14 protein-coding genes are annotated in these 15,216 nt (G+C 59.7%); 4 read left to right on the forward strand and 10 right to left on the reverse strand.

Annotation, left to right across the window (positions count from 1 at the left end; genetic code table 11):
• The first annotated feature begins 15 nt into the window (after positions 1 to 15).
• On the forward strand, positions 16 to 2,199 hold the full coding sequence (gene yccS / locus BFL40_RS16205) for a YccS family putative transporter (protein ID WP_071484941.1): 2,184 nt from the start codon (positions 16 to 18) through the stop codon (positions 2,197 to 2,199).
• Between the two features lie 17 nt (positions 2,200 to 2,216).
• Here yccS and BFL40_RS16210 read toward each other — a convergent pair whose 3' ends face one another.
• Entirely contained in the window at positions 2,217 to 2,954 is a 738-nt protein-coding gene (locus BFL40_RS16210) for a substrate-binding periplasmic protein (protein ID WP_071484942.1), read from the reverse strand.
• Between the two features lie 198 nt (positions 2,955 to 3,152).
• Between BFL40_RS16210 and BFL40_RS16215 the strand changes: the two genes are divergently transcribed.
• Positions 3,153 to 3,605 (forward strand): GNAT family N-acetyltransferase, encoded by a 453-nt coding sequence (locus BFL40_RS16215; RefSeq protein ID WP_071484943.1) that lies wholly within the window; start codon positions 3,153 to 3,155, stop codon positions 3,603 to 3,605.
• 125 nt (positions 3,606 to 3,730) lie between these two features.
• On the opposite strand, the gene BFL40_RS16220 is transcribed toward BFL40_RS16215, so the two are convergent.
• The 3 genes from BFL40_RS16220 to BFL40_RS16230 are packed head-to-tail and all read right to left on the reverse strand — an operon-like array spanning position 3,731 to position 6,695.
• Positions 3,731 to 4,027, reverse strand: a complete 297-nt coding sequence (locus tag BFL40_RS16220; protein ID WP_071484944.1) for a winged helix-turn-helix domain-containing protein — start codon at positions 4,025 to 4,027, stop codon at positions 3,731 to 3,733.
• A gap of 19 nt (positions 4,028 to 4,046) precedes the next feature.
• Positions 4,047 to 4,547 carry a M48 metallopeptidase family protein gene (locus BFL40_RS16225; RefSeq protein WP_071484945.1) on the reverse strand — a complete coding sequence of 167 codons (501 nt, stop codon included), beginning with the start codon at positions 4,545 to 4,547 and terminating at the stop codon, positions 4,047 to 4,049.
• A gap of 42 nt (positions 4,548 to 4,589) precedes the next feature.
• Complete coding sequence (locus BFL40_RS16230; RefSeq protein WP_071484946.1) at positions 4,590 to 6,695, reverse strand: putative bifunctional diguanylate cyclase/phosphodiesterase; 2,106 nt, start codon at positions 6,693 to 6,695, stop codon at positions 4,590 to 4,592.
• 311 nt (positions 6,696 to 7,006) lie between these two features.
• On the opposite strand from BFL40_RS16230, the gene BFL40_RS16235 reads away from it, so the two are divergent.
• Positions 7,007 to 7,672 (forward strand): polysaccharide lyase family 7 protein, encoded by a 666-nt coding sequence (locus BFL40_RS16235; protein WP_071484947.1) that lies wholly within the window; start codon positions 7,007 to 7,009, stop codon positions 7,670 to 7,672.
• A 68-nt stretch (positions 7,673 to 7,740) separates the two neighbouring features.
• Here the strand turns inward: BFL40_RS16235 and fba are convergent, their stop codons facing one another.
• From fba to tkt, 6 genes are all read right to left on the reverse strand, one after another.
• On the reverse strand, positions 7,741 to 8,805 hold the full coding sequence (fba, locus tag BFL40_RS16240) for a class II fructose-bisphosphate aldolase (RefSeq protein WP_003177554.1): 1,065 nt from the start codon (positions 8,803 to 8,805) through the stop codon (positions 7,741 to 7,743).
• Positions 8,806 to 8,929: 124 nt separating this feature from the next.
• Positions 8,930 to 9,262 carry an MliC family protein gene (locus BFL40_RS16245; RefSeq protein ID WP_071484948.1) on the reverse strand — a complete coding sequence of 111 codons (333 nt, stop codon included), beginning with the start codon at positions 9,260 to 9,262 and terminating at the stop codon, positions 8,930 to 8,932.
• A 61-nt stretch (positions 9,263 to 9,323) separates the two neighbouring features.
• Complete coding sequence (locus tag BFL40_RS16250) at positions 9,324 to 9,551, reverse strand: hypothetical protein (protein ID WP_071484949.1); 228 nt, start codon at positions 9,549 to 9,551, stop codon at positions 9,324 to 9,326.
• A 29-nt stretch (positions 9,552 to 9,580) separates the two neighbouring features.
• Positions 9,581 to 10,744 carry a phosphoglycerate kinase gene (locus tag BFL40_RS16255; protein WP_071484950.1) on the reverse strand — a complete coding sequence of 388 codons (1,164 nt, stop codon included), beginning with the start codon at positions 10,742 to 10,744 and terminating at the stop codon, positions 9,581 to 9,583.
• A 17-nt stretch (positions 10,745 to 10,761) separates the two neighbouring features.
• Positions 10,762 to 11,817: an erythrose-4-phosphate dehydrogenase gene (gene epd / locus BFL40_RS16260; RefSeq protein ID WP_071484951.1), complete on the reverse strand. Its 1,056-nt coding sequence runs from the start codon at positions 11,815 to 11,817 to the stop codon at positions 10,762 to 10,764.
• Between the two features lie 138 nt (positions 11,818 to 11,955).
• Positions 11,956 to 13,953 (reverse strand): transketolase, encoded by a 1,998-nt coding sequence (tkt, locus tag BFL40_RS16265; RefSeq protein WP_071484952.1) that lies wholly within the window; start codon positions 13,951 to 13,953, stop codon positions 11,956 to 11,958.
• Positions 13,954 to 14,212: 259 nt separating this feature from the next.
• On the opposite strand from tkt, the gene BFL40_RS16270 reads away from it, so the two are divergent.
• Positions 14,213 to 15,208 carry an ArsR/SmtB family transcription factor gene (locus BFL40_RS16270; RefSeq protein ID WP_071484953.1) on the forward strand — a complete coding sequence of 332 codons (996 nt, stop codon included), beginning with the start codon at positions 14,213 to 14,215 and terminating at the stop codon, positions 15,206 to 15,208.
• The last annotated feature ends 8 nt before the right edge of the window (positions 15,209 to 15,216 follow it).

The following is a 15,216-nucleotide window of genomic DNA, read 5'->3' on the forward strand; positions in this document are numbered from 1 at the left end:
AAGACACCAGACTTCATGTCATCGACCTCGTTCAAGCAGTCCATGCGGCGCCTGTGGGCGCTGGATAAATTCAGCTACAGCGTACGGGTATTCATCGCCCTCACCGGCAGTATGGCGTTGTGTTGGTATCAGGATGAAATGACGCTGCTGATCCCGCTGTTCCTGGGGATTATCGCCAGCGCCCTGGCCGAGACCGATGACAGCTGGCAAGGCCGCCTCAATGCCCTGGCGGTGACGCTGGTGTGTTTCAGCATCGCCGCGCTGTCGGTGGAGCTGCTGTTCCCCTACCCCTGGATTTTCGCGATCGCCCTGGCCCTGGCCAGTTTCTGCCTGACCATGCTCGGCGCCCTTGGCGAGCGCTACGGGGCGATTGCTTCGGCGACGCTGATTCTGTCGGTCTACACCATGATCGGCGTGGACCAGCGCGGTGGCGCCGTCACTGATTTCTGGCATGAGCCGCTGCTGCTGGTGGCCGGTGCCGCGTGGTATGGCGCGTTATCGGTGTTGTGGCAGGCGCTGTTTTCCAACCAGCCGGTGCAGCAGAGCCTGGCGCGCTTGTTCCGTGAATTGGGGCGTTACCTCAAACTCAAATCATCACTGTTCGAACCGATCCGCCAATTGGACGTAGAAGCGCGCCGCTTGGAGCTGGCCCAGCAAAATGGGCGTGTCGTTGCAGCGCTGAATGCGGCGAAAGAAATCATCCTGCACCGCGTCGGCAATGGTCGGCCGGGGTCGAAGGTCAGCCGTTACCTGAAGCTGTACTTCCTAGCCCAAGACATCCACGAACGCGCCAGCTCGTCCCACTACCCCTACAACGCCCTGGCCGAAGCCTTCTTCCACAGTGATGTGTTGTTCCGCTGCCAGCGCCTGCTGCGCCAGCAAGGCAAGGCTTGCCAAGCCCTGGCCGAATCGATCCAACTGCGCCAGCCATTCATTTATGACGACAGTTTCGCCGAAGCCCTGGGCGACCTGAACGCCTCGCTGGAACACCTGCGCATCCAGAGCAACCCGGCCTGGCGCGGCCTGCTGCGTTCGTTGCGCGCCCTGGCCGCCAACCTGTCGACCCTCGACCGCCTGCTCGGCGACGCCAGCAACCCCGACTCCCTGGCCGATGCGACCGACAGCAGCCTGCTGGACCGTGCACCGCGCAATCTCAAGGAAATGTGGACACGCCTGCGCACCCAACTGACCCCGACTTCATTGCTGTTCCGCCACGCCCTGCGCCTGCCGCTGGCGCTGAGTATCGGTTACGGCATGGTGCACCTGATCCACCCGTCCCAAGGCTACTGGATCATCCTCACCACCCTGTTCGTCTGCCAGCCGAACTACGGCGCCACGCGGCGCAAGCTCGGCCAGCGGATCATCGGCACCGCCATCGGCTTGACCGTGGCCTGGGCGCTGTTCGACCTGTTCCCAAGCCCGTTGGTGCAATCGCTGTTCGCTATCGCCGCAGGCCTGGTGTTCTTTATCAACCGCACCACCCGCTACACCTTGGCGACGGCCGCGATCACGCTGATGGTGTTGTTCTGCTTCAACCAGGTCGGCGACGGCTACGGGCTGTTCCTGCCACGCTTGTTCGACACCTTGCTCGGCAGCTTGATTGCGGGCCTGGCGGTATTCCTGTTCCTGCCGGACTGGCAAGGCCGACGCCTGAACAAGGTGCTGGCCAACACCCTGACCTGCAACAGCATTTATCTGCGGCAAATCATGCAGCAATACGCTGCCGGCAAGAGCGACGACCTAGCTTACCGCCTGGCCCGGCGCAATGCGCACAACGCCGATGCGGCGCTGTCCACCACCCTGGCCAATATGCTGATGGAGCCGGGGCACTTTCGCAAAGAGGCGGATGTGGGCTTCCGCTTCCTGGTGCTGTCGCACACCTTGCTCAGCTACCTGTCGGGGCTCGGGGCACATCGCGAAACGCAGCTACCGGCGGAAGTACGCGAGCATTTGATCGACGGCGCCGGCAATACTTTGGCGGCGAGCATCGACGAAATAGCCACAGGGCTGGCCAACAAGCAGCCGATCGCGATTCAGAGCGATGCCGAGGAAGCGATGGCTGCGGAACTGGAGCAGATGCCGGATGAGATCGATGAAGGGCAGCGGTTGGTGCAGACACAGCTGGCGCTGATCTGTCGGCAGTTGGGGCCGTTGCGCACGTTAGCTGCGCATCTGATCAAAGATACCAGCGAGGCTTAAATCGCCATCGCAGGCCGCTACATCCCGTGCTCTTTCATCAATCGTGCATAACTGCCATCAACCTTCATCTTGGCAATCTCCCGGTCGAAACCAGCGACGATCTGCGCATGCTCGGGGTTCTTCAGGCTGACCAGGATATGCAGGCTGTTCTCACTCAACGGCTTATCCAGAAACTCCACCGCGTTACGCACCCGGGGTGACTCGCGCGCCAAGTAGTAGCGGGCGACATACTCATCTTCCAACGTCAGCCTTACGCGCCGCGCCGCGAGCATGCGCACGGCCATGGCGAAGTTATGCACAGGCACTTTCTCCAACTGTGCATCCTGGTCGAACGCCGCCGAATAGGCATACCCGCGCACCACGGCGATGGGCTCGCCGTGCAGTTGTTCCAGGTTCTGATAATCGAGGGTGTCGTCACGGCGCTTGATAAAACGCACACGGTTCAGCAGGTATTCGCCGGAGAACTGCCCCAACTGCGTACGGGAATCGTCGTACCAGGCGTTGATCAGCACGTCGTAGCGGCCATCGCCTACGCCCATCAGCGCGCGCGCCCAGGGCACCTGCTCGAAATCGGTGGCGTAGCCCGCGCGGGCCAAAGCCGTGGTGACGATATCAGTGGCCAATCCACCATTGACCAAGGTCGCATCAGTAAAGGGTGGCCAGGCATCCGCCACCAGGCGCAGGCGCTGTGCGAACGCCGGTTGGGCCAGCAACAACACTGCGATCAAAGCAACGGCACGAGAAAATCGCGGCATGCTCAAGGTCCTTGGCGGGCAGGCGATGGCCTGATAACAGTAGCTCATCAATGAGTCTGCATTGCAGATTACACAAAGAAGCCGGCGGCGATCACACTCAATGATGGCAAATTGACGCCATTCACAAAAATGCCGAATTTAGACAGCGGTGCCCGTCGCGCTTACTATCCGGAACAGACATTAATAAGAGAACTCACCATGACAGTTGATTGGGTCTGCAAACATCACGATGACCTCGGCAAGGAGCAGTTGTACGCGATCCTGCGCCTGCGCAGCGACGTCTTTGTCGTCGAGCAGAAGTGCGCTTATCCGGACCTCGATGGGCAGGATCTTTCAGGTGATACCCACCACTTGATGGCCTGGCAGAACGATGAGCTGGTGGCTTACCTGCGCCTGCTGGACCCGGAGTCCCAAGGCGGCGACGTGGTGATTGGCCGGGTCATCGTTGCGCCGGTGGCGCGCGGCACCGGGCTGGGGCATCAGATGATGGAAGAGGCCCTCAAGGAGATTGGCGATATCTGGCCCGAGACGCCGATCTTTCTGTCAGCCCAGGCACATTTGCAGGGGTATTACGCGCGGTATGGGTTTGTGGTGACGGGTGAGGAATATCTGGAGGATGACATTCCTCACATCGGTATGCGTCGAGCTTAAATTTCGTAGCAGTTGTCGAGCTTTAGCGAGGCTGCGTCGGTAGCACCGCCTGATTGAGTCAGGCTCAGTACCGAGCGCGCCCAACGCAGCCTCGCTGGCGCTCGACAGCGGCTACGGGATAGGTATCAGGGGTAATCCAATACTTGCTTGATCTGACTGAGATTGGCCTCAATCCACCCCCGATCAATCGCCCCCCAACTGTGAATCCGATAGTGCCCGGCATGATTGCGGGCACCGTCTTCCTGCTCGAACACGCACACGATATCCAGGTCGGCCAACGCCGCAATCGTGTCCTGCGCCGTGCGCCGGGGCATGCCGGTGGCCTCGGTCAACGCCGGGACGCTGCTGGCCTGTCGGCTGTCGATCAGGTACGCCACGTACAGGCGGCGATAGAAACTGCTTTTGGTCTTGCTCACGTCCATGGTCGATCGCCTGGTGAGGTTAGGGCTTGCCCTGCAAGTCGCGATACGTGAGGTACACCCGCAGGTCGAATTCCACCTGATGGTAGCCCGGCATCATGTATTCACAGAGTTTGTAGAACGCCTTGTTGTGATCCGACTCCTTGAAGTGCGCCAGTTCGTGCACCACGATCATGCGTAGAAATTCCGGTGCGGCCTCCTTGAACAACGAGGCAATGCGGATCTCTTTCTTGGATTTCAGATTGCCGCCCTGCACGCGTGAAATCGTGGTGTGCAAACCCAAGGCACGATGGGTCAGGTCCAGGCGGTTATCGAACAACACTTTGTCGATGGCCGGCGCGTTGCGCAGGTGTTCCTGCTTCAAGGCCAGAGCGTAGCCGTACAACGCCTTGTCACTCTGCACCGTGTGGCGCTCGGGGTAACGCTGCTCCAGGTAGGCGCTCAACTGGTCCTTGGCGATCAATTGGCGCACTTGCTCCTGGAGAGCTGCGGGGTAAGCCTGGAGGTATTTCAGCGCGGTCATGGGGTCTGCAACAGGGTTCGAATGGGCGCCAGTGTAGCGAATTCAAAGCAGGCGGGGGTGGGCCCAGGCCGTCATTTCCTCGGCCATCAGCGGCTGCGCCGCCCACGGCCCCTGGATAAACGCGCAACCATTGGCCTTGAGCCACTGGGACTGTTTCAGCGTTTCCACGCCCTCAGCGATCACCACCACATCGAAATGCCCGCACAGCTGAATGATGCTGCGGGCCATCGCCGCGTCCCGCACCGAGCCCGGCAGGCGGGCCACCAGCTGTGGGTCCAACTTGAGCGTATCGAACTCAAGGTCTCGCAGATGCGCCAAGGAGCAATGACCGGAACCAAAGTCATCCAGGGCGATACGTATACCGATTTGGCGCAACAACTTGAGCTGCTTGGTCGACTCTTCAAGGTTACTCATCAGACTGTCCTCGCTGATTTCCACCTCCAACTGCTGGCCCTGCAACCCATGTCGTTCAAGTACCTGCTGCAGTTGGCTTGCAAGGTTTGGCATATTGAACTGACTACTGCTCAGGCTCACGCTCAGCACCAGCGCCTCATCGAAAGTGGTTTGCCAGGCTTGGCGCTGGGCCGCGACTTGCTGGTAGATCCAGGCACTCAGTTGGCTGATCAGCCGCGCTTCTTCCAGCAACGGCAAAAACAAACCCGGCGGCACATCGCCAACGCTTGGGTGCTGCCAACGCAACAGCGCCTCGACGCCACGCAAGCGTCCATCCTCCAGTGACACTTGGGGCTGGTACACCAGTGTGAAATCCTTGTTCTTGATGGCGGTACGCACACTGTCTTCGAGCATCAGCCGCGAACGGGCGCGACCGTTCATTTCCTGATCGTAATAGCGATACTGCTGACGCCCTGCACGCTTGGCTTCGTACATGGCGATATCCGCCGCCCGCAGCAGACCGTTCAAATCCGAGCCACATTCCGGGAAGGTCGCAATGCCGATGCTGACCCCCAACATCACATCCAAACCGTCGACCTGCTGACACACAGACACCCGTTCGATGAGTTTTTCCGCAATTTTTGCAGCCTGCTCCGGAAACTCCAACTCCAGCAACGCGGTGAACTCATCCCCGCCCATACGTCCCAGAGTGTCGGAGGAACGTAAACATGTCTGCATTTGCTCCGACACCCAGCGCAGTACCCGATCCCCCGCATCGTGGCCCAGCGAGTCGTTGACCCGCTTGAAACCATCAAGATCCAGGTACAACAACACCAGCGACTGCTCGTTACGCTCGCTGCGCAGCAGGGTGTTCTCCACCACCTGATGGAAACCACGCCGATTCAACAACCCGGTCAGTGGGTCGGTAACGGCCTGGAACTCCAGCTGCTGATGCAAATGGCGCACCTCGGACATGTCCAGCACCGTCACGACCATGGCCTTCTGCTCAGCGGGCAAAGGTGCGCAGGACAAGGCCACCGGCACCTGTTGGCCGCGACCCGTGCGCAAAATGGCATCGTGCTGGCGCCACGTATCACCCTTGCGGTACGCCTCGTACATCGGGAAACCCAACCAGGCGGGCACATGGGGTTTTTGCAGGAAACTCAAGAAACTCTCACCCTGCAACTCAGCCATCGTCGCGTTAAGCAGCCGCGAAATAGCCGGGTTGGCGTACTGAATCACACTGCTCTCGCCCACCACCAGAATGCCCTCGGCGGCGTTGTCCAGCACCGAGGCATTAAAGGCCCGAGCGGACTCCAGGTCCTGGCTAAGGCGCTGCAAAGCCCGGCGATTACGTTGGTGCTCCAGCAGAGCCTGGACCTTGGGCTTGAGGATATGCGGGTCAAAGGGCTTGAACAGGTAATCAATTCCGCCGCTGGCATAACCTTCCAGCACCGCGGCGGGCGATTGAGCATTAGCCGTGAGAAAGATAATGGGCGTCATGCACGTACGCTGGCTGCCACGCATCAGGCGTGCCACTTCAAAGCCATCCATGCCAGGCATCCGCACATCCAGCAATACCAGGTCGACCTCGTGTGCGAGCAGTAATTCCAAAGCTTCCAGCCCGGAACCTGCGGTCATCACCCGCCAGTCTTCACACTGCAAAAGCGCACGCATGCTGATGAGGTTTTCCGGGTAGTCATCGACCACCAGAAGAACCGAAATACCGTCGCCGGGGTGTGGAGCGCAATCCATGCTACGTCTCTTCCTTAAGGAGTTGCACCGGTCACTTCTGATAGAAAAACCGGACAAACATTGAGGCCTCACTCTAGCCCCGGTTCAAAAAAATCAGAAGTAACGTGGCTGCCATCATTGCGCCAAAGCCCAGGAAGCCGACTAACGGTCAGGCCCTACAGCCCACGGTTCATGGGAAACATGGCTTTTTGGCATTCCTCTGACGCCAATAAATTGCCAGCGACTCGTTAACAACCCAGCGAGCACCGCCTATAAAGAACCTGTGCAGCCCTCGGGCTAAAGCCTTCACCCTCTGTAAAAAGGCCAACACCATGATCGACCTTTCCACCTGGAACCTGAGCATCCCTGTCGGCTCGCCACCTGCGACCATCGACACGCCGAAGCTGCTGAGCGGCTTCAAGGATCAATATTTCCAGGCCAAAGGCAGCAACGTGCAATTCTGGACACCGGTCACCGGCACCCGCACCGAAAACGCCATCTACCCCCGCAGTGAACTGCGCGAGACCTATGCCGATGGGCGTCTGCGCAACTGGACCTATCCCGACGCCGACAACTTCCTGCGCGCTACCTTGGCGGTGAATCAAGTGCCCTCCAGCGGCAAAGTCGTCATCGGGCAAATTCACGCCTATGACAGCCAAAAGCCGCTGATCAAGCTGGAGTATCAATTCAAGGAAAAGACTCAGAGCGGCAACATCGTCGCCAAGGTCCGCATGCGCCCGGATGACGGCGAAGGCCGCGTGATAACCATCGCGTCAGATGTACCGCTGGAGAAAAGCTTTACCTACGTGATCAACCTCAATAAGGCCGGGCTACTGAGCGTGTACGCCGCAGACGGTGAATGGAACGAGCGCATTGGCGCAGCGTGGGGCGCCAAGCAGCTGTATTTCAAGGCTGGGGTGTACGTGCAGGACAACAGTGGGAACAGCAAGGAAGGCGCCCGGGTGACGTTTGCGAAGTTGGATATTGATCACGACTGACACAGCCTGATCAAATCCCAGCCACAAAAAAGCCCGCATCACTGCGGGCTTTTTTAAACGACCGAGGCTTAGTTCACCTTAGCGTTCAACTCACCTTTCAAATAACGCTGGTACATCGCTTCCAACGAGATCGGCTTGATCTTCGAAGCATTACCCGCAGTACCAAACGCTTCATAACGCGCGATACACACATCACGCATCGCCGTCACGGTGGCGCCGAAGAATTTACGTGGGTCAAATTCGCTCGGGTTGGTGGCCATCAGGCGACGCATCGCACCGGTGGACGCCAGACGCAGGTCGGTGTCGATGTTGACCTTGCGCACGCCGTACTTGATGCCTTCAACGATTTCTTCAACCGGCACGCCGTAGGTTTCTTTGATGTCGCCGCCGTACTGGTTGATGATCGCCAGCCACTCTTGCGGTACCGAGGAAGAACCGTGCATCACCAGGTGGGTGTTCGGGATGCGTTTGTGGATTTCCTTGATGCGGTCGATGGCCAGCACGTCGCCGGTAGGCGGCTTGGTGAACTTGTAGGCGCCGTGGCTGGTGCCGATGGCGATGGCCAGGGCGTCAACTTGGGTCTTCTTCACAAAGTCAGCGGCTTCTTCCGGGTCGGTCAGCATCTGGCTGTGATCCAGCACGCCTTCAGCGCCGATGCCGTCTTCTTCGCCGGCCATACCGGTTTCCAGCGAACCCAGGCAGCCCAGCTCGCCTTCAACCGACACACCACAGGCGTGAGCCATGGCGACAGTTTGTTGGGTAACGCGGACGTTGTACTCGTAGTCAGTCGGGGTCTTGCCGTCTTCGCCGAGGGAACCGTCCATCATCACCGAGCTGAAGCCCAGTTGGATGGAGCGCTGGCACACGTCAGGGCTGGTGCCGTGGTCCTGGTGCATGCACACCGGGATGTGTGGGAACTCTTCGATCGCGGCGAGGATCAGGTGACGCAGGAATGGGGCACCGGCGTATTTGCGGGCACCGGCCGAAGCCTGGACGATCACTGGGGAGTCGGTCTTGTCAGCGGCTTCCATGATGGCGCGCATCTGCTCAAGGTTGTTGACGTTAAAGGCTGGGACGCCGTAGCCGAACTCGGCTGCGTGGTCCAGCATTTGACGCATGCTGATAAGTGCCATTGTGTTGTCTCTCCCGATCGAGGGTCGTTAATCGTGCAAGCCTGCCGTAGCGGCGGCTGCTATTCAAGTTATTGCAGATCAAGGGGTTGAGCCTTGTGCTGCTGAATCGTTATTGCTGTCAGGCTTACGGCGCTTTGCAGCCACGCCCAATCAAATCGTCGGTGGCGACCCAGTAAATCAGGCCTTCCTCACCTTTTGTGTGAAACGCTAGCTGGTCGTTGCTATACAGCACACCCGAGGCAGCAACGTCCTGCTTGAGGCGGTAAACCTGGTCCGATCCGCCGAGGCGTACATCCACCTCGGAACGGGCCGCGTTGGCAAAGCGCCAGTTGACCTGGGCCTTGCTGTCGCAGGTCCAAGTGGTCCACTTGTCAGCAGGCTCTGCCTTGTTGAACATGTTCATGCTGCTGCATCCGGCCAACAAGGCCAGGGCTGCCAGGGCGAAAACGCCTTTCATTGCCAATCCTCGAACGACAGCCCAAGGGCCGCCACTGCTGTCGGTTAGTTGATCAGACCCATCAAGGGCAACCCTGTTCCTGACCGTTGGGCGCGGCGTCGTATTTCTCCAGCCGCTCGTTGCCGATGCGCTTGTTGATCACCGGCATGGTCTCGGCTTGCCAGTCAGCCTGGTAGCAGCTTTTTTTCTGCGCAGGCCCAGACTTTTCAGCCTCGGACACCGCGTTAGGCGTGCTGCCGCAGCCGGCCAACAGGCCCGCTGCGATCACCAGTGCCAACGACTTGATCATGGGAATGCTCCTTTTCCTGATCGCGAGCCTCAGCCCTTGGCTCGGGTTTCCAGGACTTCAACGGCCGGCAGAACTTTGCCTTCGACGAATTCAAGGAATGCGCCACCACCGGTAGAAATGTAGGAGATCTGGTCAGCAACGCCATATTTATCGATGGCCGCCAGGGTGTCGCCGCCGCCGGCAATGGAGAATGCCGAACTTTCTGCGATGGCCTTGGCCAACACTTTGGTGCCGTTGCCGAACTGGTCGAACTCAAACACGCCGACCGGGCCGTTCCACAGGATGGTCTTGGACGACTTCAGCAGTTCAGCGAAGTTGGCGGCAGTTTGTGGGCCGATATCCAGGATCATGTCGTCAGCAGCCACGTCAGCAATGAGCTTGACGGTGGCTGCGGCGCTTTCAGCGAATTCCTTGGCGACGACCACGTCCACCGGCAGCGGCACACTGACCTTCGCGGCAATGGCGCGGGCGGTGTCCAGCAGATCGGGTTCATACAGGGACTTGCCTACCGGATGGCCAGCAGCCGCCAGGAAGGTGTTGGCAATGCCGCCGCCGACGATCAGTTGGTTGCAGATCTGGCTCAGGCTGTTGAGCACGTCCAGCTTGGTGGAGACTTTGGAGCCGGCAACGATGGCAGCCATCGGTTGGGCCGGTGCGCCCAGGGCCTTGCCCAGCGCATCCAATTCAGCAGCCAGCAGCGGGCCAGCAGCAGCAACCTTGGCGAACTTGGCCACGCCGTGGGTCGAACCTTCGGCGCGGTGAGCAGTGCCAAAAGCGTCCATCACGAACACGTCGCACAGGGCCGCGTATTGCTGGGCCAGTTCGTCGCTGTTCTTTTTCTCGCCTTTGTTGAAGCGCACGTTTTCGAACAACACGATGTCGCCAGCTGCAACAAAGACGCCACCCAGGTAATCAGCCACCAGCGGCACATCACGGCCCAGGGCCTTGCTCAGGTAATCGGCAACAGGCTTGAGGCTGTTTTCGGCGGAGAACTCACCTTCGGTCGGACGACCCAGGTGGGAGCAGACCATCACGGCCGCGCCTTTTTCCAGGGCCAGCTTGATGGTCGGCAGCGAGGCCAGGATTCGCGCATCGCTGGTGACAACACCGTCCTTGACTGGGACGTTGAGGTCTTCGCGAATCAGTACGCGCTTACCTTGCAGATCGAGGTCGGTCATCTTCAACACGGTCATGGGTCGCAGTTCCTGAATTACTGTTGAGGTTGTTTAGAAGCGATGTGCAGATAATGTTCCGCAACATCCAGCATTCGGTTGGCAAAACCCCATTCGTTATCGAACCAGGCCAGGATGTTCACCAGCCTGGGGCCGGAAACGCGGGTCTGGCTGGCATCGACAATCGCCGAATGCGGGTCATGGTTGAAATCACAGCTGGCGTGCGGCAACTCGGTGTAGGCCAGCAAACCTTTGAGCGGGCCGCTGGTGGCGGCGTCGCGCAGGATCCGGTTGACCTCAGAGGCATCGGTGTCGCTGACGGTTTGCATGGTGATGTCCAGGCAGGACACGTTCACCGTCGGCACCCGTACGGCTTTGGCCTGAATTCGCCCGGCAAGTTCCGGCAACAGTCGCTCGATGCCCCGGGCCAGGCCGGTCGATACCGGAATCACCGACTGGAAGGCCGAACGCGTACGGCGCAGGTCTTCGTGGTGATAGGCGTCAATTACCGGCTGGTCGTTCATGGCCGAGTGAATCGTGGTGATCGACACATAATCCAGGCCGATCGCCTGATCCAGCAGGCGCAACAACGGCACGCTGCAGTTGGTGGTGCAGGAAGCGTTGGACACCAGCAGCTCATTGCCAGTCAGGCAATCCTGGTTGATGCCGTAGACGATGGTGGCGTCGACATCCGCCTCGCTGGCCATCGGCTGGGAAAACAGCACACGCGGTGCACCGGCGTCGAGAAAACGCTGGCCATCGGCACGAGTGTGATAGACACCAGAACATTCCAGCACCAGGTCGACGCCCAATGCTTTCCAGTCGATGCCTTCGGGGGTGGCACTGCGCAAGACCTGCACGCAATTGCCATTGATATGCAGACAGTCGCCATCGACCCGCACCTCACCGGGGAACCGGCCATGGGTGGAGTCAAAGCGCGTCAGGTATTCGATGCTGGCCATGTCGGCCAAATCGTTAATTGCAACAATTTCAAACCCGGCCGCCGCCCCTCGCTCGAACAGAGCACGCAAGACGCAACGACCAATGCGGCCGTAGCCGTTGAGTGCAACTTTGTAGGGACGCGGTTGAGGCATGGGGTTCTCGATCAATGTTAGTTCGGTGTTGAATGTTCTGACGCCATCGCGGGCAAGCCCGCTCCCACATTTAGACCGCGATCCAATGTGGAAGCGGGCTTGCCCGCGATAGCGCCAGTACAGACAACGCAGACTGACTTAGTCTTCCAGCAGCTCTTCAGCCTGACCCAGGATATTTTCCAGGGTGAAACCGAACTCTTCGAACAACGCCGGCGCCGGCGCCGACTCACCGTAGGTGGTCATGCCGATCACGCGGCCTTCCAGGCCCACGTACTTGTACCAGTAGTCGGCGTGAGCGGCTTCGATGGCGATACGCGCGCTGACTTGCAACGGCAGAACCGATTGCTTGTAACCGGCGTCCTGAGCTTCGAACACGCTGGTGCATGGGATCGAAACCACACGCACCTTGCGACCTTGCTCGGTCAGCTTGTCGTAGGCCTGAACGGTCAGGCCGACTTCGGAACCGGTGGAGATCAGGATCAGCTCCGGCTCGCCGGCGCAGTCTTTCAGCACATAACCGCCACGGGCGATGTCGGCGATCTGCGCGTCGCTACGCACTTGGTGCTGCAGGTTCTGACGCGAGAAGATCAGCGCCGAAGGGCCGTCCTTACGCTCGATGGCATGCTTCCAGGCCACTGCAGATTCCACCGCGTCGGCTGGGCGCCAGGTATCCAGGTTCGGCGTGGTACGCAGGCTGGTCAGTTGCTCGACCGGCTGGTGCGTCGGGCCGTCTTCGCCCAGGCCGATGGAGTCGTGAGTGTAGACATGGATCACACGCTTCTTCATCAGCGCAGCCATACGCACGGCGTTACGCGCGTATTCCATGAACATCAGGAAGGTCGCACCGTAAGGCACCAGGCCGCCGTGCAGGGACACACCGTTCATGATGGCGCTCATACCGAACTCGCGCACGCCGTAGTACATGTAGTTGCCGCTGGCGTCTTCAGCCGAGACACCTTTGCAACCTTTCCACAGGGTCAGGTTGGAACCGGCCAGGTCAGCCGAGCCGCCAAGAATCTCAGGCAGCAGCGGGCCGAAGGCGTTCAGGGCGTTCTGGCTGGCTTTACGGCTAGCGATGGTCTCGCCCTTGGCCGCAACTTCGGCGATGTAGGCCGAGGCTTTCTCCGAGAAGTCGGCAGGCAGGTCACCGGCGAGGCGACGAACCAGTTCGTTGGCAAGCGTCGGGAACTCGGCGGAGTAGGCAGCAAAACGCTGGTCCCACTCGGCTTCGGTTGCCAGGCCTTTTTCCTTTGCATCCCACTCGGCGTAGATGTCGGCCGGGATTTCGAACGGGCCGTGGTTCCACTTCAGCGCAGCACGGGTCAAAGCGATTTCCGCGTCACCCAGTGGGGCGCCGTGGCAGTCTTCTTTACCTTGCTTGTTCGGCGAGCCGAAACCAATGGTGGTCTTGCAGCAGATCAGGGTCGGCTGCTCGCTCTTGCGCGCGGTGTCGATGGCGGTCTTGATCTCTTCCGGATCGTGGCCGTCAACGTTGCGGATCACCTGCCAGTTGTAGGCTTCGAAACGTTTTGGGGTGTCATCGGTGAACCAGCCTTCGACTTCGCCATCAATGGAGATGCCGTTGTCATCATAGAAGGCAATCAGCTTGCCCAGGCCCAGGGTACCGGCCAGGGAAGCGACTTCGTGAGAAATGCCTTCCATCATGCAGCCATCACCTAGGAACACATAGGTGTGGTGATCGACGATGTCGTGGCCAGGGCGGTTGAACTGCGCGCCCAATACTTTTTCAGCCAGTGCGAAGCCAACAGCGTTGGCCAGGCCTTGGCCCAGGGGACCGGTGGTGGTCTCGACGCCTGGGGTGTAGCCGAATTCCGGGTGACCCGGGGTACGGCTGTGCAGTTGACGGAAGCTCTTGAGGTCATCAATGGTGACGTCGTAGCCGGTCAGGTGCAGCAGCGAGTAGATCAACATCGAGCCATGGCCGTTGGACAGCACGAAGCGGTCACGGTCGGCGAACGATGGGTTGCTCGGGTTGTGTTTCAGGTAGTCACGCCAAAGTACTTCGGCGATATCCGCCATGCCCATCGGGGCACCGGGATGGCCGCTGTTGGCTTTTTGCACGGCATCCATGCTGAGGGCACGAATGGCGTTGGCACGCTCACGACGGCTGGGCATCGCTGATCTCCTGGGGTTTGCTGAAAAGAAACGGAAAAAAGGACCGGCATTTTCCCTCAGCCACCGCCTGCGGGCAATGACAGATAGTCACTTGAGGGTGTTTTTCCTGTGCTTTGGGCGCCATTCCCTTGCAGAAACCGGCCACCGGTTCGTCTAAAGGTTATAGCGGCTGCTTATAACCGCCACTTATCGATCAATATCAAAACTTTTTGATATTGATCTTGCAGGAACTTCCACCCGTCACTAGACTGCTGGCCTTATGAACCTACCCGTGCCCTCCCTACGCCCCGACGACGGCGATGAGCTAGCAGCCTTGTGCAAGGCCGCTGGTGATCCGTTGCGTCTGAACGTATTGCGTGCGCTGGCCAACGACTCTTTCGGCGTACTGGAGCTGGCGCAGATCTTCGCCATCGGCCAGTCCGGCATGAGTCACCATTTAAAGGTACTGGCCCAGGCCGACCTGGTGGCTACCCGCCGCGAAGGTAATGCAATTTTTTACCGCCGTGCCCTGCCCCATACCGACCTGCTCGGCGGCAAGCTGCACGCCGCCCTGCTCGAAGAAGTGGACGGACTGAGTCTGCCGACTGACGTGCAATCGCGTATCAGCCAAGTCCACGGGCAGCGCGCCGCCGCCAGCCAGGACTTTTTCTCACGGGTCGCCGATAAGTTTCGCGCCCAACAGGACCTGATCGCAGGCCTTGCCCAATACCGCGAAAGCGTACTGGCGTTGTTGGACAAACTGAGCTTCAGTCATTCAGCCACCGCCTTGGAAGTCGGCCCCGGGGATGGCGGTTTCCTGCCGGAACTGGCAAGCCGCTTTCAACAGGTCACGGCGCTGGACAACAGCCCGGCAATGCTCGAGTTGGCGCGCCAGCTCTGCGAGCGTGAAGCACTGGGCAATGTCAGCCTGCAGTTGGCGGACGCCTTGAATGACACCAGCCTGCAGGCCGATTGTGTGGTGCTGAACATGGTCTTGCACCATTTCGCTGCCCCCGCCGACGCCCTCAAACAAATGGCCGGTTTGCTGCACCCCGGCGGTAGCCTGCTGGTTACGGATTTATGCAGCCACAACCAGAATTGGGCCAAGGAGGCCTGCGGTGATCTCTGGTTGGGTTTTGAACAGGACGATCTGGCCCGTTGGGCCACCGCTGCGGGACTCGTTCCCGGGGAAAGCCTCTATGTAGGTTTACGTAATGGTTTCCAGATCCAGGTCCGCCATTTTCAGCGACCGGCTGGCGACACTCACCATCGGTAAATATCAGG

It is taken from the genome of Pseudomonas costantinii (assembly GCF_001870435.1).
Lineage (GTDB): Bacteria > Pseudomonadota > Gammaproteobacteria > Pseudomonadales > Pseudomonadaceae > Aquipseudomonas > Aquipseudomonas costantinii.

What these genes read in the sequence shown, in the direction of transcription:
- yccS (WP_071484941.1), top strand. Translation starts at nt 16, where the DNA reads ATGTCATCGACCTCGTTCAAGCAGTCCATGCGGCGCCTGTGGGCGCTG.
- BFL40_RS16210 (WP_071484942.1), bottom strand. Translation starts at nt 2,954, where the DNA reads ATGCCGCGATTTTCTCGTGCCGTTGCTTTGATCGCAGTGTTGTTGCTG.
- BFL40_RS16215 (WP_071484943.1), top strand. Translation starts at nt 3,153, where the DNA reads ATGACAGTTGATTGGGTCTGCAAACATCACGATGACCTCGGCAAGGAG.
- BFL40_RS16220 (WP_071484944.1), bottom strand. Translation starts at nt 4,027, where the DNA reads ATGGACGTGAGCAAGACCAAAAGCAGTTTCTATCGCCGCCTGTACGTG.
- BFL40_RS16225 (WP_071484945.1), bottom strand. Translation starts at nt 4,547, where the DNA reads ATGACCGCGCTGAAATACCTCCAGGCTTACCCCGCAGCTCTCCAGGAG.
- BFL40_RS16230 (WP_071484946.1), bottom strand. Translation starts at nt 6,695, where the DNA reads ATGGATTGCGCTCCACACCCCGGCGACGGTATTTCGGTTCTTCTGGTG.
- BFL40_RS16235 (WP_071484947.1), top strand. Translation starts at nt 7,007, where the DNA reads ATGATCGACCTTTCCACCTGGAACCTGAGCATCCCTGTCGGCTCGCCA.
- fba (WP_003177554.1), bottom strand. Translation starts at nt 8,805, where the DNA reads ATGGCACTTATCAGCATGCGTCAAATGCTGGACCACGCAGCCGAGTTC.
- BFL40_RS16245 (WP_071484948.1), bottom strand. Translation starts at nt 9,262, where the DNA reads ATGAAAGGCGTTTTCGCCCTGGCAGCCCTGGCCTTGTTGGCCGGATGC.
- BFL40_RS16250 (WP_071484949.1), bottom strand. Translation starts at nt 9,551, where the DNA reads ATGATCAAGTCGTTGGCACTGGTGATCGCAGCGGGCCTGTTGGCCGGC.
- BFL40_RS16255 (WP_071484950.1), bottom strand. Translation starts at nt 10,744, where the DNA reads ATGACCGTGTTGAAGATGACCGACCTCGATCTGCAAGGTAAGCGCGTA.
- epd (WP_071484951.1), bottom strand. Translation starts at nt 11,817, where the DNA reads ATGCCTCAACCGCGTCCCTACAAAGTTGCACTCAACGGCTACGGCCGC.
- tkt (WP_071484952.1), bottom strand. Translation starts at nt 13,953, where the DNA reads ATGCCCAGCCGTCGTGAGCGTGCCAACGCCATTCGTGCCCTCAGCATG.
- BFL40_RS16270 (WP_071484953.1), top strand. Translation starts at nt 14,213, where the DNA reads ATGAACCTACCCGTGCCCTCCCTACGCCCCGACGACGGCGATGAGCTA.